Annotated in this window: 23 protein-coding genes; 7 read left to right on the top strand and 16 right to left on the bottom strand. The window is 69.9% G+C overall.

The window, feature by feature from the left end; genetic code table 11:
• The 6 genes from AB0J91_RS30780 to AB0J91_RS30755 all read left to right on the top strand — a co-directional run.
• The coding region (locus tag AB0J91_RS30780) for a transaldolase family protein (protein ID WP_363875945.1) at positions 1 to 216 on the top strand (216 nt) is incomplete at its 5' end.
• Between the two features lie 114 nt (positions 217 to 330).
• Positions 331 to 1962, top strand: coding sequence for a glucose-6-phosphate isomerase (locus AB0J91_RS30775; protein ID WP_363875942.1), 1632 nt, complete (start codon positions 331 to 333; stop codon positions 1960 to 1962).
• Complete coding sequence (gene zwf / locus AB0J91_RS30770) at positions 1959 to 3491, top strand: glucose-6-phosphate dehydrogenase (protein ID WP_363786566.1); 1533 nt, start codon at positions 1959 to 1961, stop codon at positions 3489 to 3491. The genes AB0J91_RS30775 and zwf overlap by 4 nt, the downstream gene beginning before the upstream one ends.
• Positions 3488 to 4453 (top strand): glucose-6-phosphate dehydrogenase assembly protein OpcA, encoded by a 966-nt coding sequence (gene opcA / locus AB0J91_RS30765; protein ID WP_363875939.1) that lies wholly within the window; start codon positions 3488 to 3490, stop codon positions 4451 to 4453. The genes zwf and opcA overlap by 4 nt, the downstream gene beginning before the upstream one ends.
• The gene (gene pgl, locus AB0J91_RS30760; protein ID WP_363875936.1) at positions 4450 to 5199 is read left to right on the top strand and encodes a 6-phosphogluconolactonase; all 750 of its coding nucleotides are present in this window, start codon (positions 4450 to 4452) and stop codon (positions 5197 to 5199) included. Before opcA ends, pgl begins: the two co-directional genes overlap by 4 nt.
• Before the next feature lie 143 nt (positions 5200 to 5342).
• Positions 5343 to 6527 (top strand): family 10 glycosylhydrolase, encoded by a 1185-nt coding sequence (locus AB0J91_RS30755; RefSeq protein ID WP_363875933.1) that lies wholly within the window; start codon positions 5343 to 5345, stop codon positions 6525 to 6527.
• An 86-nt stretch (positions 6528 to 6613) separates the two neighbouring features.
• On the opposite strand, the gene AB0J91_RS30750 is transcribed toward AB0J91_RS30755, so the two are convergent.
• The 14 genes from AB0J91_RS30750 to uvrC form a co-directional block, all read right to left on the bottom strand.
• Positions 6614 to 7252, bottom strand: coding sequence for a GntR family transcriptional regulator (locus AB0J91_RS30750; protein ID WP_363875930.1), 639 nt, complete (start codon positions 7250 to 7252; stop codon positions 6614 to 6616).
• Between the two features lie 32 nt (positions 7253 to 7284).
• Entirely contained in the window at positions 7285 to 8736 is a 1452-nt protein-coding gene (gene tcuA / locus AB0J91_RS30745) for an FAD-dependent tricarballylate dehydrogenase TcuA (RefSeq protein ID WP_363875927.1), read from the bottom strand.
• An 81-nt stretch (positions 8737 to 8817) separates the two neighbouring features.
• Positions 8818 to 9483, bottom strand: a complete 666-nt coding sequence (locus AB0J91_RS30740) for a TrkA family potassium uptake protein (RefSeq protein WP_363786554.1) — start codon at positions 9481 to 9483, stop codon at positions 8818 to 8820.
• Positions 9476 to 10828, bottom strand: coding sequence for a potassium transporter TrkG (locus AB0J91_RS30735; RefSeq protein WP_363875951.1), 1353 nt, complete (start codon positions 10826 to 10828; stop codon positions 9476 to 9478). Before AB0J91_RS30735 ends, AB0J91_RS30740 begins: the two co-directional genes overlap by 8 nt.
• Before the next feature lie 35 nt (positions 10829 to 10863).
• The gene (gene rraA, locus AB0J91_RS30730) at positions 10864 to 11337 is read right to left on the bottom strand and encodes a ribonuclease E activity regulator RraA (RefSeq protein ID WP_363875924.1); all 474 of its coding nucleotides are present in this window, start codon (positions 11335 to 11337) and stop codon (positions 10864 to 10866) included.
• Positions 11338 to 11685: 348 nt separating this feature from the next.
• Positions 11686 to 12030, bottom strand: coding sequence for an RNA polymerase-binding protein RbpA (locus AB0J91_RS30725; RefSeq protein WP_363875921.1), 345 nt, complete (start codon positions 12028 to 12030; stop codon positions 11686 to 11688).
• Between the two features lie 55 nt (positions 12031 to 12085).
• Complete coding sequence (gene secG / locus AB0J91_RS30720; protein WP_010310736.1) at positions 12086 to 12319, bottom strand: preprotein translocase subunit SecG; 234 nt, start codon at positions 12317 to 12319, stop codon at positions 12086 to 12088.
• Between the two features lie 211 nt (positions 12320 to 12530).
• The gene (gene tpiA, locus AB0J91_RS30715; RefSeq protein WP_363875918.1) at positions 12531 to 13316 is read right to left on the bottom strand and encodes a triose-phosphate isomerase; all 786 of its coding nucleotides are present in this window, start codon (positions 13314 to 13316) and stop codon (positions 12531 to 12533) included.
• Positions 13316 to 14518 carry a phosphoglycerate kinase gene (locus AB0J91_RS30710; RefSeq protein WP_363875916.1) on the bottom strand — a complete coding sequence of 401 codons (1203 nt, stop codon included), beginning with the start codon at positions 14516 to 14518 and terminating at the stop codon, positions 13316 to 13318. Before AB0J91_RS30710 ends, tpiA begins: the two co-directional genes overlap by 1 nt.
• An 83-nt stretch (positions 14519 to 14601) precedes the next feature.
• On the bottom strand, positions 14602 to 15612 hold the full coding sequence (gene gap / locus AB0J91_RS30705) for a type I glyceraldehyde-3-phosphate dehydrogenase (protein WP_363786544.1): 1011 nt from the start codon (positions 15610 to 15612) through the stop codon (positions 14602 to 14604).
• A 500-nt stretch (positions 15613 to 16112) separates the two neighbouring features.
• A complete protein-coding gene (whiA, locus tag AB0J91_RS30700; RefSeq protein WP_363786542.1) occupies positions 16113 to 17099 on the bottom strand; it encodes a DNA-binding protein WhiA in 987 nt (328 codons plus the stop codon).
• The gene (gene yvcK, locus AB0J91_RS30695) at positions 17090 to 18067 is read right to left on the bottom strand and encodes a uridine diphosphate-N-acetylglucosamine-binding protein YvcK (RefSeq protein WP_363875914.1); all 978 of its coding nucleotides are present in this window, start codon (positions 18065 to 18067) and stop codon (positions 17090 to 17092) included. Before yvcK ends, whiA begins: the two co-directional genes overlap by 10 nt.
• Positions 18064 to 18942, bottom strand: coding sequence for an RNase adapter RapZ (gene rapZ / locus AB0J91_RS30690; RefSeq protein ID WP_132678106.1), 879 nt, complete (start codon positions 18940 to 18942; stop codon positions 18064 to 18066). The genes yvcK and rapZ overlap by 4 nt, the downstream gene beginning before the upstream one ends.
• Entirely contained in the window at positions 18935 to 20905 is a 1971-nt protein-coding gene (gene uvrC, locus AB0J91_RS30685) for an excinuclease ABC subunit UvrC (protein WP_363786538.1), read from the bottom strand. Before uvrC ends, rapZ begins: the two co-directional genes overlap by 8 nt.
• A gap of 118 nt (positions 20906 to 21023) precedes the next feature.
• On the opposite strand from uvrC, the gene AB0J91_RS30680 reads away from it, so the two are divergent.
• Complete coding sequence (locus AB0J91_RS30680) at positions 21024 to 21992, top strand: MBL fold metallo-hydrolase (protein WP_363875912.1); 969 nt, start codon at positions 21024 to 21026, stop codon at positions 21990 to 21992.
• A gap of 148 nt (positions 21993 to 22140) precedes the next feature.
• On the opposite strand, the gene AB0J91_RS30675 is transcribed toward AB0J91_RS30680, so the two are convergent.
• On the bottom strand, positions 22141 to 23220 hold the full coding sequence (locus tag AB0J91_RS30675) for a glycoside hydrolase family 172 protein (protein ID WP_363875910.1): 1080 nt from the start codon (positions 23218 to 23220) through the stop codon (positions 22141 to 22143).
• A 77-nt stretch (positions 23221 to 23297) separates the two neighbouring features.
• The gene (locus AB0J91_RS30670) at positions 23298 to 24320 is read right to left on the bottom strand and encodes a dihydroorotate dehydrogenase (protein ID WP_363875908.1); all 1023 of its coding nucleotides are present in this window, start codon (positions 24318 to 24320) and stop codon (positions 23298 to 23300) included.
• Positions 24321 to 24419 lie beyond the last annotated feature (99 nt).

The following is a 24419-nucleotide window of genomic DNA, read 5'->3' as shown; positions in this document are numbered from 1 at the left end:
ACGCTGCAGGCCACCGCCGACCACGCCGACGTGCGCGGCGACCTGGTCAGCGGCACCGCCGAGGCCTCGCAGAAGGTCTTCGACGACCTCGCCGCGGCCGGCATCGACCTCGACGACGTGTTCAAGGCGCTGGAGATCGAAGGCGTCGACAAGTTCGAGAAGTCCTGGACCGAACTCCTGGACACGGTCGCCGCTCAGCTGGAGCAGGCCAAGTAAGTAACGCCACGTGCGTTGAGCCGGCCCGGGCCGGTGCGGCGTCATGTCGCACCGGCCCGGATCGGCGAGAATCACCCACGAACTGAAAACTCTTTCGAGCCCTGAAGGATCTTCATGGCAACCGATGTTTCTGTCGAAATTGCCGACACGGCGCTGGCGGCCGAGGCTCGCCCACTGGTCGAGCGGCTGACCGCCGACGCGGTTGCCGGCAAGCTCGCCGCCCAGGACGCCACGCTGTGGGGCACCGACGCCGAGCCCGAGGCGTCCATCCGCCTCTCCTGGACCACCCTCGCCGAGAGCTCCCGACCGCTGCTCGCCGAGATCGACGCGCTGCGCGCCGAGCTGCACGCCGAAGGGCTGGACCGAGTCGTGCTGGCCGGCATGGGCGGCTCCTCGCTGGCACCTGAGGTGATCACCGGCACCGCCGGTGTCCCGCTGACGGTGCTCGACACCACCGACCCCAGCCAGGTCGCCGACGCGCTGGCGGGTGATCTGGACCGGACCGTGCTGGTCGTCTCCTCCAAGTCGGGCACGACGGTCGAGACCGACTCGCACCGCCGGATCTTCGAGAAGGCTTTCTCGCAAAACGGAATCGATCCTGTGACCCGCATCATCGTGGTCACCGACCCCGGTTCCCCGATGGAGACCGCGTCCCGCGAGGCCGGCTACCGCAAGGTCTTCACCGCCGACCCGAACGTGGGCGGCCGCTACTCGGCGCTGACCGCGTTCGGCCTCGTCCCGGCCGGTCTGGCGGGCGCCGACATCGCCGCGCTGCTCGACGACGCCGCGAGCGCGTTCAAGGCGGTCAGCCTGGACTCGCCCGAGAACCCGGCCGTCGTCCTCGCCGCCGCCATCGGCGCTGCCCACGACAGGGGCGCCGAGAAGCTGGTCTTCGCCGACACCGGTTCCGGCATCGCCGGTTTCGGTGACTGGGTGGAGCAGCTGATCGCCGAGTCCACCGGCAAGAACGGCACCGGCGTGCTGCCGGTCGTGGTCGAGAGCCCCGACGCTCCCGGCTTCGTCGACGCCGGCGCCGACGCCACCACCGTGGCCGTGGGACCGGGCGTCGACACCGCGCGGATCAGCACCGACGGTCCGCTGGGCGGGCAGCTGCTGCTGTGGGAGTTCGCCACCGCGATCGCGGGTCGGCTGCTGGGCATCAACCCGTTCGACCAGCCCGACGTGGAGGCCGCGAAGAAGGCCGCACGCGCGCTGCTGGACGGACCGGCGGGTGGGCCCGCGGCGACCCCGGCGGTCGTCGACGGCTCCATCGAGGTGCACACCTCCGGCGAGTGGGCCTCGGCGGGTGTCGGCAACGTGACCGAGGCGCTGCGCGCGTTCCTGGCCACCGCCCCGACCAGCGGCTACCTGGCGATCCAGGCCTACCTGGACCGCCTCGACGACGCCTCCGCCGCGGTGCTGCGCACCGAGCTGGCGCGGCGGACCGGGCTGCAGACCACCTTCGGCTGGGGTCCGCGGTTCCTGCACTCCACCGGCCAGTACCACAAGGGCGGCCACCAGAACGGCCTGTTCCTGCAGATCACCGGCGACTCCGAGGGCGACCTGGAGGTGCCGGAGCGGCCGTACACGCTGGCCGGTCTGCAGCGCGCCCAGGCGCTGGGCGACGGGCAGGTGCTGGCAGACCACGGCCGCCCGGTGCTGCGCCTGCACCTCACCGACCGCGCGGCCGGGCTCGTCGAGCTCGTCAAGGCCGTGCAGAACCTCCACCAGGGAGGACGAGCGTGAACAGCAGCGAATGGACGAACCCGCTGCGGGATCCCCGGGACAAGAGACTTCCGCGGATCGCCGGGCCCTGCGGCCTGACGATCTTCGGCGTCACCGGTGACCTCTCCCGCAAGAAGCTGATGCCGGCGATCTACGACCTGGCCAACCGCGGCCTGCTGCCGCCGGGCTTCGCGCTGACCGGCTTCGCCCGCCGCGACTGGGCCGACCAGGACTTCATGCAGGTCGTCTACGAGGCGGTCAAGGAGAACGCCCGGACCCCGTTCCACCAGACGGTCTGGGACCGGCTGGCGGAGGGCATCCGGTTCGTGCCGGGTTCCTTCGACGACGACGCGGCGTTCGACAAGCTCGCCGACACCGTCAAGGAGCTCGACGCCGACCGGGGCACCGGCGGCAACCACGCCTTCTACCTGTCGGTGCCGCCGTCGGCGTTCCCGACGGTGCTCAAGCAGCTGTCCCGGTCCGGTCTGACCGACCCGACCGACGAGAGCTGGCGCCGGGTGGTCATCGAGAAGCCGTTCGGGCACGACTCCGACAGCGCCAAGGAGCTGAACCGGATCGTCAACGACGTCTTCCCCGAGGAGTCGGTGTTCCGCATCGACCACTACCTCGGCAAGGAGACGGTGCAGAACATCCTGGCGCTGCGCTTCGCGAACCAGCTGTTCGAGCCGATCTGGAACGCGCACTACGTCGACCACGTGCAGATCACCATGGCCGAGGACATCGGTCTGGGCGGTCGCGCGGGCTACTACGACGGCATCGGCGCGGCCCGGGACGTCATCCAGAACCACCTGCTGCAGCTGATGGCGCTCACGGCGATGGAGGAGCCGGTCTCCTTCTCGCCGGACGACCTGCGCGCGGAGAAGATCAAGGTGCTCTCGGCGACCAAGCCGGTGGGCCCCTTCGACCACACCACCGCGCGCGGCCAGTACACCGGTGGCTGGCAGGGCGGTTCGCTGGTGCCGGGTCTGCACGAGGAGGGCGGTTTCGCGTCGGACTCGATCACCGAGACCTACGCGGCGATCACCCTGGAGGTGGAGAGCCGCCGCTGGGCGGGCGTGCCCTTCTACCTGCGCTCGGGCAAGCGGCTGGGCCGCCGGGTCACCGAGATCGCCGTGGTGTTCAAGCGGGCACCGCACCTGCCGTTCGACTCCACGATGACCGAGGAGCTGGGGCAGAACGCCCTGGTGATCCGGGTGCAGCCGGACGAGGGCGTGACGATGCGCTTCGGCGCGAAGGTTCCAGGCACCTCGATGGAGGTCCGGGACGTCACGATGGACTTCGGTTACGGCCACGCCTTCACCGAGTCCTCGCCGGAGGCCTACGAGCGGCTGATCCTGGACGTGCTGCTGGGTGAGCCCTCGCTGTTCCCGGTGAACGAAGAAGTCGAACTGTCCTGGAACATCCTGGACCCGGTGCTGGAGCACTGGGAATCCCGCGGCAAGCCCGAGCCGTACAAGGCCGGGACCTGGGGTCCGTCCTCCGCGGACGAGATGCTGGCCCGCACCGGACGCGTCTGGAGGCGACCGTGATCATCGACCTGCCGTCGACAACCACCTCGCAGGTCAACAAGAAGCTGGTGGAGCTGCGCGAATCCGGTGGCGCGGTGGCGCTCGGCCGGGTGCTGACGCTGGTGATCGCCACCGGTGACGGCACCGAGGTGGAGAAGGCGATCCAGGCGGCCAACGACGCGAGCCGGGAGCACCCGTGCCGCGTGATCGTGGTCGCCAGCGGTGCCCGCCAGGCGGCTCCGCGGCTGGACGCGCAGATCCGCGTGGGCGGCGACGCCGGGGCCTCCGAGGTCATCGTGCTGCGGCTGTACGGCCCGCTGGCCGACGAGGGCGCGGGTTCGGTCGTGCCGCTGCTGCTGCCGGACGCCCCGGTGGTGACCTGGTGGCCGACCGACGCGCCGGAGGCTCCGGCGAAGGACCCGCTGGGTGCGCTGTCGCACCGCCGCATCACCGACGCGGCGGCCGAGGGCGACCCGATCGAGGCCCTGCATAAGCGGGTCAAGTCCTACGTGGACGGTGACACCGACCTGGCCTGGACGCGCCTGACGTCCTGGCGGGCGATGCTGTCGGCGGCGATGGACCTGCCGCCGCACGAGCGGGTCACCTCCGCGACCGTCACCGGTGCCCCCGACTCGCCCTCCACGGATCTGCTGGCGGGCTGGCTGTCGGCCTACCTGGAGGTCCCGGTGCGCCGGTTGGAGAGCGAGCGGGCCGGTTCGGGCATCTACTCGGCCCTGCTGGAGCGCCCCTCCGGCAACGTCGAGATCGTCCGGCCGGACGGCAAGGTCGGCACGCTGACCCAGCCGGGGCAACCGGACCGGCGGATCTCGTTGCAGCGCCGCGAGGTCCAGGACTGCCTGAGCGAGGAGCTGCGCCGCCTCGACCCGGACGAGATCTACGAGGTCACCCTGAGTGGGCTCAAGGGCATCGTGCGCGGTGAGGACGTCGAGAGCTCCGAAGACGAGGAAGGGGACGAGCAGTGAGCCGTCCCGAGGCCCTGGTCCACTCCGGCGGCGACGTGCTCGCCGCCGCGGTGGCGGCCCGGCTGATCACCGCGATCACCGACGCGCAGGCCGCTCGCGGCTCGGCGTCGGTGGTGCTCACCGGTGGCCGCACCGGCATCGGCGTGCTGGAGCAGGTCCGCCTCTCCCCCGCGCTGGGCGCGGTGGACTGGTCCGCTGTGGACGTCTTCTGGGGCGACGAGCGGTTCCTGCCCGACGGCGACGGCGAGCGCAACGAGACGCAGGCCCGGCAGGCGTTGCTGGACCACGTCGACGTCGACCCGGCGCGGGTGCACGCGATGGCGCCCTCTGACGGCGAGTTCGGTGCCGATGCGGACGCCGCCGCGGCGCGCTACGCCGAGCTGCTCGCGCAGCTCGCACCCGAGGGTGCGGCGGTGCCGCGGTTCGACGTGCTGATGCTGGGAGTCGGCGAGGAGGGCCACACCGCCTCGCTGTTCCCGGACACGCCGTACGTGCGGGAGGAGTCCCGGACGGTGGTGGGCGTGCACGACTGCGCGAAGCCGCCGCCCACCCGGATCTCGCTGACGCTGCCCGCGATCGGCGCGGCCTCCGAGGTCTGGCTGATGACCACCGGCAAGGCCAAGGCCGAACCGGTGGCGTCCGCTCTGGGCGGTGCGAAGCCGGTCGACATCCCCGCTGCGGGAGCCGTCGGCCGCGACCGCACGCTCTGGCTGCTCGACACCGACGCGGCGGCCCAGCTGGGCTGAGAGTTCCGGCAAGAACGTGAACGCGCCTCCTTCTCGCTGAAGGGGGCGCGTTTTCGTTCGCCCCGATCGGTGATGACCTGTGCGGCGGGCCCGGTTGGGCAATACGCTGTGGCGCGGTCGGTGATCGCGGCGAAGGGGATCCGATGCGGAAGCTCGGTTTGCTCGGCACGGCAATGGGTTTGGCAGCGGTCCTGGCGGGGTTGCTGGGCGCGACCGGGGTCGCCGCGCCGCCGAGCACCGCGATGCGCGGCGTGTGGATCGCCAGCGTCGCCAACACCGACTGGCCCAGCCGGCAGGGGTTGTCGGCCGAGCAGCAGAAGTCCGAGTACCGGGCGATGCTGGACCAGGCCGTGGCGAACCGGATGAACGCGGTGTTCGTGCAGGTCCGGCCGACGGCGGACGCGTTCTGGCCCTCGCCGCTGGAACCGTGGTCGCACTGGCTGACCGGGCAGCAGGGCCGCGATCCCGGCTACGACCCGATGCGGTTCCTGGTCGACGAGGCGCACCAGCGCGGCCTGGCGTTCCACGCCTGGTTCAACCCGTACCGGGTCAGCATGACCGACGACCCGAACTCGCTGTTCCCCACGCACCCGGCGCGGGTCCATCCGGAGTGGACGTTCTCCTACGGCGGCAAGCTGTACTACGACCCGGGCGTGCCGCAGGTCCGGCGGTTCGTCAGCGACGCGATCATGGACGCGGTGTCGCGCTACGACGTCGACGGCGTGCACCTCGACGACTACTTCTACCCCTACCCCGTCGACGGTCAGCGGATTCCGGACGAGCGGACGTTCGCCGCGCACGGCAAGGGGTTCGACAACATCGACGACTGGCGCCGCGACAACGTCAACGACCTGATCGCGGGTCTGGACGAGCGGGTGCACGCGGTCCGGCCGCGCACCGAGTTCGGCGTCAGCCCGTTCGGCATCTGGCGCAACACGAGCAGCGACCCCGCCGGTTCGGACACCAAGGGCATGGAGTCCTACTCGTCGATCTTCGCCGACACCCGCCGCTGGGTCCGCGAAGGCTGGGTGGACTACATCGCGCCCCAGGTCTACTGGCAGTTCGGCCACCCGGCGGCCGACTACGCCAAGGTGGTCCCCTGGTGGTCCCGGACGGTCGAGGGCACCGACGTGAAGCTCTACATCGGCCAAGCCGCCTACAAGGTCGGCCAACCGAACTGGACCGACGCGGCCGAACTCACCAAGCACCTCACCTTCAACGCGGGCCAGCCCAACGTCGAGGGCGACATCTACTTCAGCGCCAAGTCCCTCAACACGGTCGCCAAAGAAGCCATGGCCCAGGTGATCCAGGACCACTACACCCCCTGAACCCGGAATACCGCCGTAATCGGGTAGCGGATTACTGCGGTAATCGGGTAGCGGAATACTGCGGTATTCGTGAAACCCGGGAGGGGTCAGGCTTCGCGGTAGAGCTGGAGGCGGAGGTCTCGGGCTTTGGCCATGTGGGTTCTGGCGAGGGTTCCGGCGCGGTCCGCGTCTCGGGACTCGATGGCCTGGACGAGTTCGTGGTGTTCGGCGAGGGCTTCGGCCCAGCGGCCGGGGATCTCCAGGGTCGTCGCAGGGTAGCGGGTGAGGTGGTTGTTGAGCCTGGTCAGCAGGTCCACGACCGTGCCGTTGTGGCTCGCGGTCCAGATCGCCTCGTGGACGGCGCGGTTGGCCGACGCCATCGCAGCGGGGTCCTGCGGGGACACGGCGTCCATGGCGGACTGGGCCTTGTGGATGCGGATGAGGTCGAAGTCGCTGTGCCGGGTCGCGGCGGCCGAAGCCGCGGTGGCCTCCAGGGCGATGCGGACCTCGTAGATCTCCAGGATCTCCTCGGGACTGCGGGAGCGGACGCGCATGCCGCGGTCACCGCGTTCGACGAGACCGTCCTGCTGGAGCCTGCGGAGGGCTTCGCGGATCGGCGTGCGGCTGGTGCCGTACCGCTCGGCGAGCGCGAGCTCCACCAGGTTGGCGCCGGCGTCGAAGGTGCCGTCCACGATCTCGCCGCGCAGCCGCTCGTACACCTCGGACAGGGCCGCCATCTCCTTCATCGCTGGGTTCACCTGGCAGAAGGCCAGGATACTCAGACGGTCGCGGCCCCCGCCCCGGCGAGCCTGCCGAACACCGCTCCCGAGGTCAGCCCGCTGCCTCCCGGGTAGTTCCCGGAGAACAGCCCGCCGACCATCTCGCCGCAGGCGAACAGCCCCGCGATCGGCGAGCCTGAGACGTCGAGGACGCGGGCGTCGGCGTCGACGTGCAGGCCGCCGAAGGTGAAGGTGATGCCGCACCCGACCGCGAAACCCCAGTAGGGCGGGGTGTCGAGGGCGAGGGCCCAGTTGGACTTGGGCGGTTCGACGTGCGCGGCCCGGCCGTCCTTGACCGCGGGGTCGAACTCGGCGTCCACGATGGACTCGTTGAACTCCCGCGCGGTCCGGGCCAGTCGGTCGGCGTCGATGCCCAACGCCTCGGCGAGTTCGGGAAGCGTGTCGGCCTGCGCAGCGGCGATCGGCTGCGAGTCGTACTCCTCCGCGCGCAGCAGCGGGCGGGTCTTGGCGTCGAAGAGCTGGAAGGCCCGGCCGCCGGGCTGGCGCAGGATCTCCCGGCCGTACTTGGCGTAGGTGTAGTTGCGGAAGTCGGCGCCCTCGTCGACGAAGCGCTCCCCCGCCCGGTTGACCACGATGCCGATCGGATAGCTCTGCCGGGTCAGCTGGTTGGTCAGCTCGCGGTTGCCGCCGTCGGGGTCGGCGTCGGCGTCCCACGCCGTGCTGTGGCAGGTGGTCCAGTCGCCGTGCGGGGCGGCACCGGCGGCCAGCGCGAGGTCGAGGACGTCGCCGGTGTTGGTCGGCGTGCCGCGCACGTAGGCGCCGGCCCACTCGGAACCGAGGTTGCGGCCCCTGCGTTCGGCGGAGGCCTCGAAGCCCCCGGCCGCCAGCACGATCGCCCCGGCCGACACCCGGTGCTCGGTTCCCCCGGCCCGGTAGGTGACGCCGCGGTCGTCGAGGTGCAGCGCGGTGACCTCGGCGCCGTAGCGGATCTCGACGCCCTCCTGCCGGGCGGCCGCGGTGTGCTGGCCGATCAGGCCCTTGCCGCCGTCGACGGTGCCCACGTAGAGCCCGCCGGAGAACACCCACTTGCCGCCGGAGAGGTACGCCTGCCGCTCGTACATCAGCCGCCAGGTCAGGCCCTTGCCCGCCAGCCACCGCACGGTGTCGGTGGACCGCGAGACCAGCACTTCGGTGAGAACCGGATCGCAGCGGCCCCCGGTCACCCGGTCCATGTCGGCGTGGAACGCGCTCGGCGGGTAGGCGGGCACGACCGAGTCGGCGTGCCGCTCATCGGGTTCGAGCAGGTCGGCCACCTCGTCGATGTCGTCGAAGGTGAACCGGAACGCCCCGGCCGTGTAGAAGGAGTTGCCGCCCGCCTCGGCTTCCGGGGCCTTCTCCAGCAGCAACACCCGGGCACCCCGCTCGGCGGCGGAGTGCGCCGCCGAGAACCCCGCGTTGCCACCGCCGACCACCACGACGTCGAAGTCCACCACGCACCTCCTGCACACGACTGTATACAGAAGCATACCGACCCGGGGGTCGTTTGGGAACGACGTGCGAGCGCTGGAAGCTCAGGTGCGCTCGGCGAAGGCTTCGACCTGGGTGGTGGTTCCCGCGACGATCAGGGTGTCCTGCTGGCCGACGGTGGTCTCGGCCGTGGCGTAGGTGAAGTCCTCCCCCGGCCGCTTGATGCCGACGACCGTCACGCCGTACTTGGAGCGCAGCTTCAGCTCGCCCAGGGTGTTGCCGACGGCTTCGGCGGGCGCGTGGGTCTTGACCAGCGCGTAGTGCTCGGCGAGCTCGATGTAGTCGAGCATCCGGCCGTTGACCAGGTGCGCGACCCGCTCCCCCATCTCGTGCTCGGGCAGCACCACGTGGTGCGCGCCGACGCGCTCCAGGATGCGTCCGTGCTGGCGGCTGGTGGCCTTGGCCCAGATGTGCGGGATGCCGAAGTCCGCCAGCAGCGAGGTGGTGAGGATGCTGGCCTCCAGGTCGGTGCCGATGGCGACCACGGCCCGCTTGAACTGGTGCACGCCGAGCTGGCGCAGGGTCTCGGGGTCGGTGCTGTCGGCGACGGCGGTGTGGGTGAGCTCGTCGGCGTGGCGCTGCACCTCGTTCGGCCGCGAGTCCAGCGCCAGCACCTCCGAGCCGCGCCGCACGAGTTCGGCTGCCAGCGAGCTGCCGAAGCGGCCGAGCCCGATGACCACGATCTGGTTGGTGTCGTCGTTCTTAGCCAACGATGGGTCGCTCCTCCGGTAGTTCGTAACGACGGACGCGTTCGCGGAGTGCGAGCGCGGAAGCCAGGGTGACCGGACCGAGCCGGCCGACGAACATCAGCAGCACCAGCAACATCTGCCCGAAGGGCGGCAGCTGTGCGGTGATCCCGGTCGACAGGCCGACCGTGGCGAACGCCGACACCGCTTCGAACAGGACCTGGTCCAGCCCGAACGGGCTGATCACCAGCAGGATCAGCACGGTCAGCATCACGAACGCGACCCCGAGCAGCACGATCGTCAGCGCTTGGCGCTGCACCGCTGACGGCAGCTGCCTGCCCATCACGTGCACGGTGGGCTCGCCGCGGATCTCGGCGAGGATCACGTACGCCAGCAGCGCGAACGTGGTGACCTTGATACCACCGGCCGTACCGGCGCTGCCGCCGCCGATGAACATCAGGATGTCCTGCAGCAGCAGCGTCCCGGGGTGGAAGGCGGCGACGTCGAGGCTGTTGAACCCGGCGGTGCGCGGCATGACCCCGGTGGAGAACCCGGCCAGGAGCTTGCCCGGCCACGGCATCGGACCGAGGGTGCCGGGGTTGGTCCACTCGGCGGCGGTGATCCCGACCGCGCCCACGACCAGCAACAGCGCGGTCGCCAGCAGGGTGACCTTGGCGTGCATCGTCCAGCGGCGGGACACCCGCAGGTGCCGGAAGATCTCCACCCACACCGGGAAGCCGAGGCCGCCGGCGATCACCGCGAGGCAGATCGGCAGGATGAAGAACGGGTCGGTGGCGAAGGACATCAGGTTGTCGCTGCGCAGCGCGAACCCGGCGTTGTTGAACGCCGAGATCGCGTGGAAGACGCCCTCGTAGATCGCCCGCCCCAGACCGAGCTCGTAGCCGGTGATCAGCCGCGCGGTCAGCAGCGCCGCCACGACCAGCTCGAACAGCAGGCTGAGGCCGATCACCCGGAAGACCGTGCGGCGCACGTCGCCCAGCCCGAGGACCTTGGTCTCGGCCTGGGCGGTCAGCCGCATCCGCAGCCCGAACCGGCGGAACATCAGCAGGCTTAGCAGCGAGGCAACTGTCATGATGCCCAGGCCGCCGAGCTGGATCAGCACCATGATGACCACTTCGCCTGCGGTGGAGAAGTAGGCGGGTGTGTCCAGCACGATCAGCCCGGTCACGCAGACCGCCGAGGTGGCGGTGAACAGCGCGGGGAGCAGGTCGGTGGGCTCACCGGTCTCGGTCGAGAACGGCATCATCAACGCGACGGTGCCGACCGCGATCAGGGCTGCGAAGCCCAGCACGATCGGCACCGATGGACGCCGCACGACGGCGGCGAACCCGCGCTCGAAGGCAGGGATGACGCTCACGCCAGCACCCTACTTCGAGCGGACGATCAAGGTTCGCTGACCACGACCACACCGTCGCTGTCGGCGTAGACGTACTCGCCGGGCACGAACTTCACGCCGCCGAGCTCGACGACCTCGTCGAGGACGCCTTCACCGGTCTTGGTGGACTTGCGCGGGTTGGTGCCCAGCGCCTTGACCCCGAACTCCATGCCGCCGATGACCGACGAGTCGCGGATCGCGCCGTTGACGATGATGCCGCTCCAGCCGTTGGACCGGCCGAGCTCGGCGATGAGGTCGCCGACCAGGGCGGTGTGGATCGAGCCCGCGCCATCGATGACCAGCACGGCTCCGTCTCCGGGCTCGGAGAGGGTCTTCTTCAGCAGCGCGTTGTCCTGGAAGCAGGTGACCGTGCGCACGCGCCCCTCGAAGGCCACCACGCCACCGTAGTTGCGGAACTGCACATCGCAGCTGCGCACCTCCGGCCCCTCCCGATCCGCCAGATCAGCCGTCGCCAAAGCCATGAATGCCTCCCAAGAGAACCTCAAAGACCAAACGGACCCTACCCGCCAGTAACAACACGAGCCAAGCCCAAAACAACCAACGTCAGGCAAGCACCGGAGGTGCTTTCTCACCACCCCACCCCAGCAACTTGCACCGCCGCGGGTTCTGAGCGGCTCTCTGGGGAGGACAGCCGCAGCGCGGTGTATTGGCGCATACACAAGTCTCGGATCCCGGAGCCAGAAGGCGTCTGAGGTTCCGCTACCCGCACCGCCACGCAGCACGACCACTGAGTAGTTGCAGTAGAACTGACCAAAAGAAAGCCGGGCTCAGGAACAATATCCCGAACCCGGCTCTCCAATGTGAATCCTCTACCGCCCCTTGCGCTCCCGGAGCTTTGCCAGCGCTTCGTCGAGGATTCTCATCCCGTCCTCATCGCTGCGCCGCTCCTTCACGTACGCGAGGTGGCTCTTGTAGGGCTCGTTGCGCTTCGCCGCCGGAGGGTTCTGCTCGTCCCGGCCTGCGGGCAGTCCGCAGCGCGGGCAGTCCCACTCCTCCGGCACTTCGGCGTCGAGCGCGAACGACGGCTTGCTGTGGTGCGCGTTGGCGCACCAGTAGTCGATCCGCTTCCGCGGAGCGGCTTCCCCCCGCTCAGACTCGCCTACCGTGGGGCCCGAGCCCACACGAGTGCCGCGAATGGCATTACCGCCAGTCATCCATCCTCACCCACCAAGCGGCCCGGGGTTGATCGACCGTCAACAGGCCGGTCGATCAACCGATCTTGATCAACAGACCGACGCCGATGATGGAGATGACCCAGAGCGCCATGACGAACAGCGTCATCCGGTCGAGGTTCTTCTCCGCCACGCTGGAGCCGGCCAGGTTTGACTGCATACCGCCGCCGAACAGCGAGGAGAGTCCGCCCCCCTTGGCCCGGTGCAGCAGGACAAGCAGCACCAGCAGGACACTCGTCACGATCAACATGATCTGCAGGAAAAGAGTCATATCGTCCTCGTTCGCACAGCGGTTCGCAACCTAGAGTACCGGCCCGCCAACCCCCAGTTGACCAGTCCACCCATTTACGCACCGAGGGTCCCACACGCCGACCACCGATTCTTCGGCGGGCGACAACCGGACACCGGAAATCTTGAAGTGGAATTCACCCGAAACGACGAGAGGGCGCCCCGGCGCGGACCGGGGCGCCCTCTCGCGCAGGTCACGGCAGCGGGCCGCCCGCGGCCATGGCGGAGAGCTTGGCGAACTCGTCGGCGTTGAGGCTCGCGCCACCGACCAGCGCGCCGTCGACGTCGGTCTGGCCGACCAGCTCACCGATGTTGCTGGACTTCACCGAGCCGCCGTAGAGCACGCGGATCTCGTCGGAGATCTCCTTGCCGTACTTGTCGCTGAGCGCCTGCCGCAGCGCGCCGCAGACCTCCTGGGCGTCGGCGGCGGTGGCCACCTTGCCGGTGCCGATGGCCCAGACGGGCTCGTAGGCGACGACGACCTGGCGGACCTGCTCGGCCTTGAGGCCCTTGAGCCCGTTGATGAGCTGCGTGGTGCAGTGCTCCACGTGGCCGCCGGCCTCGCGCACGTCGAGGGCCTCGCCGACGCAGAGGATCGGCGACATCTCGTTCTTGAGGACCTGGCGGACCTTCTTGTTGACGAGCTCGTCGGTCTCGCCGTGGTACTCGCGGCGCTCGGAGTGACCGACCACCACGTAGCTGCACCCGAGCTTGGCCAGCATCGGTCCGGAGACCTCACCGGTGTAGGCACCGGACTCGTGCTCGGAGACGTCCTGCGCGCCGTGCTTGATGAGCAGCTTGTCGCCGTCGATGAGCGTCTGGACGCTGCGGATGTCGGTGAACGGCGGGATGACCGCCACCTCGACCTTGGCGAAGTACTTCTCCGGCAGCGCGAAGGCGAGCTTCTGCACCAGGGCGATGGCCTCGAGGTGGTTGAGGTTCATCTTCCAGTTGCCGGCGATGAGGGGCTGACGAGCCATCAGGCTTCACCTTCCAGGACCTGAACACCCGGGAGCTCCTTGCCCTCCAGGTACTCCAGCGACGCGCCACCGCCGGTGGAGATGTGCGAGAAGCCGTCCTCGGGCAGGCCGAGGGTGCGCACGGCCGCGGCCGAGTCACCGCCGCCGACGACGCTGAAGGAGTCGGAGTCGACGATGGCCTGCGCGATTCCCCGGGTGCCTTCGGCGAAGGCCGGGAACTCGAACACGCCGGCGGGGCCGTTCCAGAACACGGTGCCCGCACCGCGCAGGACCTCGGCGAACAGCTCGACGCTGCGGGGGCCGATGTCCAGGCCCATCCAGCCGTCCGGGATGGCGTCGGCGTCGACGGTCCGCTTCTCGGCATCGGCGGCGAAGCGGTCGCCGGCCACGATGTCCACCGGCAGCACGATCTTGTCGGCGGCGTCGGCCAGCAGCTTCTTGGTGTTGTCGATCTGGTCTTCCTGCAGCAGCGAGGAGCCCACGCCGTGGCCCTGGGCGGCCAGGAAGGTGTAGGCCATGCCGCCGCCGATGAGCAGCTTGTCGACCTTGGGCAGCAGCGCCTTGATCACGCCGAGCTTGTCGGAGACCTTGGAACCGCCGAGCACCACCGCGTAGGGGCGCTTGGCGTCGCCGGTGAGGGTGCGCAGCACCTCCACCTCGGCGAGCACGAGTCCGCCGGCGTAGGCGGGCAGCTTCTTGGCGACGTCGTAGACCGAGGCCTGCTTGCGGTGCACGACGCCGAAGCCGTCGGAGACGAAGGCGGCGCCGTCGCCGACGAGCGCGGCGAGGTCGGCGGCCAGCGACTCGCGCTCGGCGTCGTCCTTGCTGGTCTCGCGCGCGTCGAAGCGCACGTTCTCCAGCAGCGCGACACCGCCGTCGGCCAACCCGGCGACGGTGGACTTGGCGGAGTCACCGACGAGGTCACCGGCCAGCGAGACGTCGGCGTGCAGCAGCTCGCCGAGGCGGCGGGCGACCGGCGCCAGCGAGTACTGCGGGTCGGGCTCGCCCTTCGGGCGGCCGAGGTGCGCGGTCACGACGACCTGCGCGCCGGCCGCGCTGAGCTTGGAGATGGTCGGCAGGGAGGCGCGCACCCGGCCGTCGTCGGTGATCTTGTCGCCGTCCAGCGGCACGTTGAGGTCGGCGCGCACCAGGACGCGACGACCGCGCACGCCCTCGGACAGCAGATCGTCGAGGTTCTTCACGGTCTAACTCCTCGTGAGACGGGAAGACCCGCACGAGCCGGGCGGAAGCGCTGCGGCTCGTGCGGGTCTCATCCAGTGCTTGCTCAGGCCAGCTTCGAACCGACGAGGTTGACGAGGTCGGCGAGGCGGTTGGAGTAGCCCCACTCGTTGTCGTACCAGCCGACGATCTTGACCTGGTTGCCGATGACCTTGGTCAGCGGCGCGTCGAAGATCGTCGAGTGCGGGTCGGTGACGATGTCGGAGGAGACGATCGGGTCCTCGTTGTACTTGAGGATGCCCTTGAAGCGGCCCTCGGCAGCGGCGGCCTTGAAGGCCTCGTTGACCGACTCGACGGTGGCGGCCTTCTGCACGGTGGCGGTCAGGTCGGTGACCGAACCGGTCGGCACCGGCACGCGCATCGCGTAGCCGTCGAGCTTGCCGTTGAGCTCCGGGATGACCAGGCCGATGGCCTTGGCGGCGCCGGTGCCGGTCGGCACCACGTTGACGCCGGCGGCGCGGGCACGGCGCAGGTCCGAGTGCGGGCCGTCCTGCAGGTTCTGGTCCGCGGTGTAGGCGTGCACCGTGGTCATCAGGCCCTGCTCGATGCCGAAGGTGTCGTTGAGGACCTTCACCATCGGCGCGAGGCAGTTGGTGGTGCAGGAGGCGTTGGAGATGATGGTCTGCGTGCCGTCGTACTTCTCATCGTTGGCACCCAGCACCACGGTCAGGTCCTCGCCCTTGGCCGGGGCGGAGATGATGACCTTCTTCGCGCCGCCCTCGTCGACGTGCTTGCGCGCGTCCTCGGCCTTGGTGAAGAAGCCGGTGGACTCGACGACGACGTCGACACCCAGGTCGCCCCACGGCAGCTTGCCCGGGTCGCGCTCGGCCAGGATCTTGATGAGCTTGCCGCCCACCTCGATGCCCTCACCGGTGACCTTCACCTCCTGGTCGAGACGACCGAGGATGGTGTCGTACTTGAGCAGGTGCGCCATGGTCGCGACATCGCCCAGGTCGTTGGCGGCCACGATCTCGATGTCGTGATCGCTGGCGGTCGCCGCACGCCAGAAGTTCCGCCCGATCCGACCGAAGCCGTTGATACCTACGCGAACGGTCACGCCGATCTCTCCTCGTGACTGACCCGGCCGATGACTTCGGCGGGTGAGTTGATGGTCTCGGGCTCACCCTATCTGCCGCGGCAGCCCCCGCACGTGGGCGGTCGCGGGCTGTCACAGCGCGTTCGGGCGAGCGACGCCGAGCATACCCGCCGAACCCCCAGCGGGCGTCATCTTTGCAGTTCAGAAGCCCATCCCGGGACGTGACGAAAAACCGCCACCGGTGATCGGAATCTCTGCACCGGTTCGGCGAAGCGACGAAGCGGCGAAGCCGCTCCCAGCCCCGACCACCCAAAACCCACACCGCCAGGCAAGCGGCGAAGCCGCTTCCTCAGTACCCCACCAGAGCAACCGGCACCGCCGCGGGTTCTGACACGTCGTCTGGCGAGGACAGCCGTTGCGCCGTGTATTGGACATACATCAGCAACGGATCCCGCAGCCAGACGACGTGTCAGGTTCCGCCACCCGCACCGCGAAGCAAGTCGAATCTGGAATACCCGAAATCAAGCCTCGGCTTCGAGCATTTCTGCTGTTACCGCTGACTCCGTGTCCGGAAGACCCAGCTCACGGGCGCGCTTGTCGGCCATCGCCAGCAGTCGCCGGATGCGGCCGGCGACCGCGTCCTTGGTCATCGGCGGGTCGGCGAGCTGGCCGAGCTCCTCCAGCGACGCCTGGCGGTGGGCCAGTCGCAGCCGGCCGGCGACCGTGAGGTGGTCGGGAGCGTTCGGGCCGAGCAGGTCCAGGGCCCGCTCGACGCGGGCGGCCGAGGCGACCGCCGCGCGGGCCGACCTGCGCAGGTTCGCGTCGTCGAAGTTGGCCAGCCGGTTGGCGGTGGCGCGCACCTCGCGCCGCATCCGCCGCTCCTCCCAGGACAGCACGCTGGAGTGCGCGCCGAGCCTGGTCAGCAGGGCCCCGATGGCGTCGCCGTCGCGGACCACGACGCGGTCCGCGCCGCGCACCTCGCGCGACTTGGCCGACACCCCGATCCGCCGGGCCGAGCCGACCAGCGCCAGCGCGGCTTCCGGTCCGGGGCAGGTGACCTCCAGGGAGGACGACCTGCCGGGCTCGGTGAGCGAGCCGTGCGCCAGGAAGGCGCCGCGCCACGCGGCTTCGGAGTCGCAGGAGCCGCCGGAGACCACGTGCGCGGGCAGCCCGCGCACCGGACGTCCGCGCGGGTCGAGCAGCCCGGTCTGCCGGGCGAGGCCTTCGCCGTCCTTGACCACGCGCACCACGTAGCGGGTCCCCTTGCGCAGGCCCCCGGAGGTGATCACGTGAACGTCGGAGTGGTGTCCGAACAGCTCGTGGACCTCCTTGCGCAGCCTGCGCGCGGTGGATCCGCTGTCGAGTTCGGCCTCGACCACCACCCGGCCGGCGACGATGTGCAGTCCGCCGGCGAAGCGCAGCAACGACGAGACCTCCGCTCGTCGGCAGCACGTCTTGCTCACCGACAACCGGCTCAACTCGTCCTTGACCGCCGCGGTCATCGCCACTGGTCCGTCCTCCTCTCCAGTGCGGCCCGCAGGCTCGCCGCGAGCGCCTGCGGGTCGTGCCGTCCCGGCACGGCGGGCGCGGCGATCTTGTCCAGCAAGGTCCAGGCGCCCAGGTCCGAGGCCGCCGAGCGCAACCGGTCCGGAGTGGGCACCGAATCCGCATCGGCCAGCACGGCGTCGACCTTCAGCCGGGGCGCGTGTTGCGAGAGTACGTCCAGGTGTTGTTCGGGCGAGAAGCCCGCCGTCTCACCCGGCTGAGGGATGAGGTTGAGCACCACGAAACGCCGTGCCGAGGTGGTCACCAGAGCCTCGTGCAGCTCCGGGACCAGCAGATGTGGCAGGACGCTGGTGAACCAGGAGCCGGGTCCGAGCAGCACCAGATCGGCGCCGGTGACGGCCTCCACGGCCTGCGGGCACGCCGTTGGGGGACCATCACCGTTCGCGTGCAATCGCACTTGTTTCACACGACCGGGTGTACTGGCGAGAGCGACCTGGCCTCGGATGGTGCGCACGGCCTCCGGGTCGGAGTCCAAACCGACGACGTCGCCGATCATGTCCAGCGGTCGCGTCGACATCGGGAGCACGCGTCCCCGCACGCCGAGGAGCGCGCAGGCGTGGTCGAGAACCTCGACCGGGTCCTGCAGCACCTCCAGCAGACCGGCGAGCAGCAGGTTGCCGACGGCGTGCCCGGCCAGCGCTCCCGAACCGCCGAAGCGGTGCTGGAACACCTGCGACCACAGCTGCCCCTGCTCCCCGTCGTCGGCCAGCGCCGCGAGGGCCTTGCGCAGGTCGCCGGGCGGCAGCAGGCCGAGCTCGCGGCGCAGCCTTCCCGAGGACCCGCCGTCGTCGGCGACCGTGACCACGGCCGTCACGTCGGAGGTGATCCGGCGCAGCGCCGCCAACGACGCCTGCAACCCGTGCCCGCCGCCCAGGGCGACCGCGCGGAGTGGCCGGTCCTCGCCCGTCACTCGCGCCCCAGGTCCCGGTGGACCGTCTTGACCATCATCCCGTCGTCCTCGGCGAGCCTGCGCGCCAGTTCCTCGACCAGCGCGACGCTGCGGTGCTTGCCGCCGGTGCAGCCCAGCGCCAGCGTCAGGTAGCGCTTGCCCTCCCGGTGGTAGCCGGCGCCGACCAGCCGCAGCAGCTGCTGGTAGCTGTCCATGAACTCCTCGGCGCCCTCCTGGCCGAGCACGTAGTTGCGCACCTCTTCGTCGAGGCCGTTGAACTCGCGCAGCTCGGGGATCCAGAACGGGTTGGGCAGGAAGCGGCAGTCCATGACCAGATCGGCGTCCATCGGCAGGCCGTACTTGTAGCCGAAGGACAGCACGGTCACGCGGGTGCGGGTGCTGGCCTCGGTGCCGAAGGCGTCCTCGATCTTGCTGCGCAGTTGGTGCACGGACAGACCGGTGGTGTCGAGCACCAGGTCGGCTTCCGAGCGCAGCCGGGACAGCAGGGAGCGCTCGGCGGCGATGCCGTCGGCCAGGCGGCCGTCGGCCTGCATCGGGTGGCCGCGCCGCACCTGCTCGAAGCGGCGGATCAGCACCTCGTCGGTGGCCTCCAGGAACAGCACCTTCGGCTTGTAGCCGCGGGCGTCGAGATCCTTGATCACCGAGCCGAGGTCTTCGGTGAAGGCGCGGCTGCGCACGTCCATCACCACCGCGACGCGGGTGATCTGGCCGCTGGAGCGGGCGCCCAGCTCGACCATGGTGGCGATCAGTTCCGGCGGCAGGTTGTCCACCACGAACCAGCCGAGGTCCTCCAGGCACTTGGCCGCGGTGCTGCGGCCGGCTCCGGACAGGCCGCTGACGACCGCGACCTCGATGCCCGAATGCTCGTCACTCACTTTGTTCCCCTTGTTTTCCGGCTGTCCCTTCGGCCAGCGCCGCGTGAACGGTTTCCGCGGTGCTGCGGCCGATCCCGGGTACCGCCACGATGTCCTCGACCGATGCCTGGCGAAGTTTCTTCACCGAGCCGAAGTGCTTGAGCAGCGCCGCGCGACGAGTCTCACCCAGACCCGGGATGGCGTCCAATGTGGAGCTCGTCATCCGCTTGCCGCGCTTGGACCGGTGGTAGCTGATGGCGAAGCGGTGCGCCTCGTCGCGCACCCGCTGCAACAGGTACAGCGCTTCGCTGTTGCGCGCCAAGATCACCGGATCGGGGTCGGCGGGCAGCCACACCTCTTCGAGGCGCTTGGCCAGGCCGATCACCGCGACATCGGTGATGCCCATCTCGGTCAGCGCGTCGGCGGCGGCGTTGGCCTGCGGCCCACCTCCGTCGATGACCAGCAGGTTCGGCGGGTAGGCGAACTTCTTGGGCCGTCCGGTGTCCGGGTCGATCCCGGACGGGGCGTCGGCTCCGTCCTCCCTCGCCTCCTCCTTCGCGGTCTCGCTGAGGTAGCGGGCGAAGCGGCGGCGCACGACCTCGTCGATCGAGCCGACGTCGCCGCCTTCGGCGCCCTCGCGGACCTCGAACCGGCGGTACTCGGACTTGCGCGGCACGCCGTCCTCGAAGACCACCAGCGAAGCCACCACGTCGCTGCCCTGCACGTGGCTGACGTCGATGCACTCGATGCGCAGCGGCGCGGTGTCCAGCGCGAGCGACTCCTGCAGCTCCTGCAGCGCCGCCGAGCGCGCGGTGAGGTCACCGGCGCGGCGCAGCTTGTACTGCTGGAACGCCTCCTTGGCGTTGCGCTCCACCGTTTCCATGAGCGCACGCTTATCACCGCGCTGCGGAACGCGCAGGCTGACGCGGCTGCCGCGCAGCTCGCCGAGCCAGCCGGCGATGGTCTCGGAGTCCTCGGGGAGGTCGGGCACCAGCACCTCGCGCGGCACCGGACTGCCACCGGCGTCGGCCTGATCGGCCAGGGCGGCCTGCTCCCCGTAGAACTGGGTGAGGAACTGCGAGGTGAGCGCGGCGGTGTCGGTCTGCTCCAGCTTGTCGATCACCCACCCGCGCTGACCGCGCACGCGGCCGCCGCGGATGTGGAAGACCTGCACGGCTGCGGCGAGTTCGTCCTCGGCGAAGGCCACCACGTCGGCGTCGGTGCCGTCGCCGAGCACCACCGCCTGCTTCTCCATCGCGCGGCGCAGCGCTTCGAGGTCGTCGCGCAACCGGGCGGCGCGCTCGAACTCCAGCTCCGCCGAGGCCGCCTGCATCTGCTTGTCGAGCTTGCGCATCAGCTGGTCGGTCTGACCCGCCAGGAAGTCGCAGAAGTCCTCGACGATCCCGCGGTGCTCCTCGGCGCTGACCCGGTCCACGCACGGCGCCGAGCACTTGCCGATGTAGCCGAGCAGGCACGGGCGGCCGATCTGCGAGTGCCGCTTGAACACCCCGGCGGAGCAGGTGCGGGCGGGGAACACCCGCAGCAGCAGGTCGAGGGTCTCCCGGATCGCCCACGCGTGGGCGTAGGGACCGAAGTAGCGCACGCCGCGCTTGCGCGGGCCGCGGTAGACGTGCAGCCGCGGGTACTCCTCGTGCAGCGTCACCGCCAGCACAGGGTAGGACTTGTCGTCGCGGTAGCGGACGTTGAACTTCGGGTCGTACTCCTTGATCCAGGAGTACTCCAGCTGCAGGGCCTCCACCTCGGTGCCCACCACGGTCCACTGCACGCCGGTCGCGGTGGTGACCATCTGCCGGGTGCGCGGATGCAACCCGGCGAGGTCGGCGAAGTACGAGGAGAGCCTGCTGCGCAGGCTCTTCGCCTTGCCGACGTAGATCACGCGCCCGGTGGCGTCGTGGAAGCGGTAGACGCCCGGGGCGTCCGGGATCGTGCCTGGTGCTGGTCGGTAGGTGGACGGGTCGGCCACGCCACCAGCCTACGTGCGAGCCCCGACGAGCCTCGTCGGCGGCCGGTCACCACACCGAGTGCGGTTGCGGGCACACTGGGTGGTCCACGATCTTCGCATGTGCCGCCGGGAGGCCACCGTGAGCTACACCCACACCAGTCGTCCCGACCGAGGCCCCGATCGATCCGCCCCCGACCGGGCCGCTCTCGCCGAGGTGGGACCGGGCGTGCACGCCTGGGTGCAGCCGGACGGGTCGTGGTGGATCAACAACGCCGGTGCGGTGATCACCGATGACGGAATCGTGCTGGTGGACACCTGCGCGACGGCGGTGCGCACCCGGCGGTTCCTCGACGCGGTCCGCGCGGTGGGCGGCGAGGCGCCGATCCGCTTCGCGGTCAACACGCACCTGCACGGAGACCACACCTACGGCAACGCGCTGCTGCCCGATTCCACCGCGGTGGTGGGGCATTTCGCGACCCGCGACGGCATCCTCGCCGACACACTGCTCACCGCGACGCCACCGGTCTGGGAACCCATGCCGCAGTGGGAGATCACCGAGCACCGCGCACCGTCGGTGGTGCTGCGGGACTCGCTGACCCTGCACGTGGGCGAGCGCGCCGTCGAGCTGCACCACCCGGGTTTCTCCGCCCACACGCCCGGGGACGTGGTCGCGTGGGTGCCGGACGCGACCGTGCTGTTCAGCGGCGACCTGCTGTTCCACGGCGTGACGCCGCTGGTGTTCATGGGTTCGGTGGAGGGCGCGCTGAAATCCCTGGAGTGGCTCGCCGGATTCCGCCCCACCGCGGTGGTTCCGGGCCACGGGCCCACGTTTCCCGGTTCCGCGCTCCCCCGCGTCCTGGAGGACCACGCGCGCTACTACCGCTTCGTCCTGGACACCGCGCGCAAGGGCCGCACCGACGGCCTCAGCCCGCTGGAGGCCGCGAAGCGCTGCGACCTGGGCGAATTCGCGAACTGGCCGGACGCCGAGCGCATCGTGCTCAACCTCCACCGCGCCTACGCCGAGGCCGACGACCGCGACGTGGACCTCACCGAGGCGTTCGCCGACACCCTCACCTACAACGGCGGGCCCCTCCCGACCCACGTCTAGGGGTCACCCGGGCAGGGCGGCCATTCCAATTTCGCGCGAAATTCGACCGGCGCACGCAGCGTTCAAATTTCGCGCGAAATTCGAGTCCCTCGTTTCGGACTCGAACTTCGCGCGAAATTCGAAGAGAACTTCCCTGGTCGGGTGACGGTCAGAGGGGGCGCGGGAGGCGCTCCTCCACCGGGGCGAGGGTGACCGGGAGCGCCGGGAGGGTCTGGTACCAGTAGGCCGTCGAGGAGACGTCGTCCGAGCGCTTGTTGGCGTGGCCGTGCTCGATGGTGGCCTTGATGGAGCGGTCGAAGACGATCGGGTCCTCGATGTGGAAGCGGTAGTAGGAGACCTGGCCGCTCCAGTTCTCGCCGCCGGGCATCGTGATGCCGTGGTAGGGCCCGTGGAACTCCTGGTTCGGGCACCAGGCGGTGTTGAAGTAGTCCTCGGTCCCGGTGCCGTGCAGGCGGGGCGGCCAGGGCTCTCCGTCGATGAAGAACATGTCGTCGCCCTCGCCGTACCAGTTCCACTCAGCGGTCTCGCGCAGGTTGTGCACGTTGAGGACGGTGCCGACGTAGTGCCCGCGCCCCTCGGCCTCCAGCATCACGAAGTTGCCCGCGCCGTCGGTGTTGTGGCCGCCGAAGAGGAACTCCTCGTTGGTCTGGTCGCCCTGCGGCACGCCGTCGGTGGGGTTCTGCCGCCGCCACTGGGCGTGGAAGTAGGCCAGTTCGGGGTCGGCTTCGCCGTAGCTCTCGTAGTCGACGTAGAAGTAGAACGTCACGGGTTTGACGCTCATCTCGCTGATCAGCTCGACGCGGGCGCGGCCGGCGAAGGGCATCGCGAACCAGCAGTTGAAGCCCTTGCCGTCCTGCGGACTCATCTGCAGCGGCGCGGAGCTGAAGTTGACGCTGTGCGCGTGGCCGACGCCGAAGAAGTCCCCGAGCGGCACCAGCACGGCGGGGTGCGGCTGGTCGTCCCAGGTGATGCGCAGGACGAGCCGTCGCAGGTAGTCGGCTTCCAGCTCGACAGGTTCACCGGCGTGGTCGAGCGCGACGGTGCACCAGATGTGGGTGATCACCCCGGGCCCGGTGATGTCGGCGAGCAGCCGCGTCTCGCCGGGCATGACGCGCACGTTGTCCTGGTTGCCGCCGGAGGTGTCCCAGCTCGACACCCTGCCGCGGCGGGTGGCGCGCAGCCGCGGCAGGTCCCTCAGACTGCTCCCGAATTCCCCGTAACCGGCCACCAGTGGCCTCCCCCATCAGCAGACAGCAGTGCCGTTGATCACTGTCTACCATCCCGGGCGGCTTCGCAGGCCGCGTTTCACCGAGCCGGAGGCGTGTAGTTCTCGATGCGTCGCAACAGGTTCCGGATCCGCGCACCGTAGACCGGCGAGAGCGCGTATCCCGGGTAGCTGGCGAACCAGCTGGCGCTGCCGAGGCTGACGGCGTCGGCACCGGCCCAGAAGTACTCGCGGCAGTCGTCGAAGCTGCGGATTCCGCCGGTGGCGATGATCGGCAGCGTCACCTCGGCGTCGCGCAGCTCCTTGACCACCCGCAGCCCGATCGGCTTGATCGCGCGGCCGGACAGCCCGCCGAAGCCGTTCTTGAGCAGCGGAGTGCCGGTTTCCGGGTCGAGGCGAAGGCCCTTGACGGTGTTGATCGCGGTCAGCGCGGACACGCCGTGCTTGGCGGCGAGGCGGGCGTGGCCGATGTAGTCGTAGTCGGGCGAGAGCTTGAGGATCACCGGGTGGTTGCTGCGCGGCACGGCGTCGGCCAGCACCGATTCGATGATCTGGTTGAAGTCGAAGTTGACGTTGTGGCAGGAGACGTTGAACTCCAGCGCCGCGATCTCGCCGACGGGCACGGCGGCGTTGACCTTGTCGACCAGGGTCACGAACTCCTCGGCGGAGAAGCCGCCGATGGACATGATCGTGTTCTGCGCGCGGGTGCGCGGGTAGTAGTCGCGCAGGTAGGCGTCGATGCCGACGTTGCACCAGCCGAAGGCGTTGAGCCAGCCGCCGTCGACCTGCCGCAGGGCCTGCCCGTAGCGCTTGAGCAGGCCGGGCAGCTCGCGCAGCTCCCAGTCGTCCTTGGTGGTGAAGTGGCCTTCGCGCGGTTCGACGGTGACCGTGCGGGTGGTGACGGCGCCGAAGCGCTCCAGCGGCACGAAGTTCGAGATGGGGCTCATGCCGTAGGCCATGACCTTGGCGTTGGCCACGCCGTAGCCGAGCAGGCTGGACGAGGTGACCAGGCGGTTGCGCAGCCTGATGTCACCGAGCCGCACACCGGGTTCGGCGCTGTCGTCTCGCACCAACCGAAGGTTGCGCTCCTGGGCCAAGCTCACGATCTCCTCCTGCGGCACCCCGGTCGGCCTCGTGGGCCGACGAACGGCCGCGGCCCGTGTGCCGCCGACCGACCACCGCCCATTGTCCCCCACGACCGG

The sequence above is a fragment of the Saccharopolyspora sp. NPDC049357 genome, from assembly GCF_040677225.1.
Classification (GTDB): Bacteria; Actinomycetota; Actinomycetes; order Mycobacteriales; family Pseudonocardiaceae; genus Saccharopolyspora.
The sequence above is the reverse complement of the archived record's forward strand: the minus strand, read 5'-3'. Positions and strand labels throughout refer to the sequence as shown.

Bases quoted from the DNA above. Each gene is read 5' to 3' on its own strand.
- AB0J91_RS30755 (WP_363875933.1), top strand. From the start codon at position 5,343: ATGCGGAAGCTCGGTTTGCTCGGCACGGCAATGGGTTTGGCAGCGGTC.
- tpiA (WP_363875918.1), bottom strand. From the start codon at position 13,316: ATGGCTCGTCAGCCCCTCATCGCCGGCAACTGGAAGATGAACCTCAAC.
- rraA (WP_363875924.1), bottom strand. From the start codon at position 11,337: ATGGCTTTGGCGACGGCTGATCTGGCGGATCGGGAGGGGCCGGAGGTG.
- AB0J91_RS30725 (WP_363875921.1), bottom strand. From the start codon at position 12,030: ATGACTGGCGGTAATGCCATTCGCGGCACTCGTGTGGGCTCGGGCCCC.
- AB0J91_RS30750 (WP_363875930.1), bottom strand. From the start codon at position 7,252: ATGAAGGAGATGGCGGCCCTGTCCGAGGTGTACGAGCGGCTGCGCGGC.
- AB0J91_RS30775 (WP_363875942.1), top strand. From the start codon at position 331: ATGGCAACCGATGTTTCTGTCGAAATTGCCGACACGGCGCTGGCGGCC.
- secG (WP_010310736.1), bottom strand. From the start codon at position 12,319: ATGACTCTTTTCCTGCAGATCATGTTGATCGTGACGAGTGTCCTGCTG.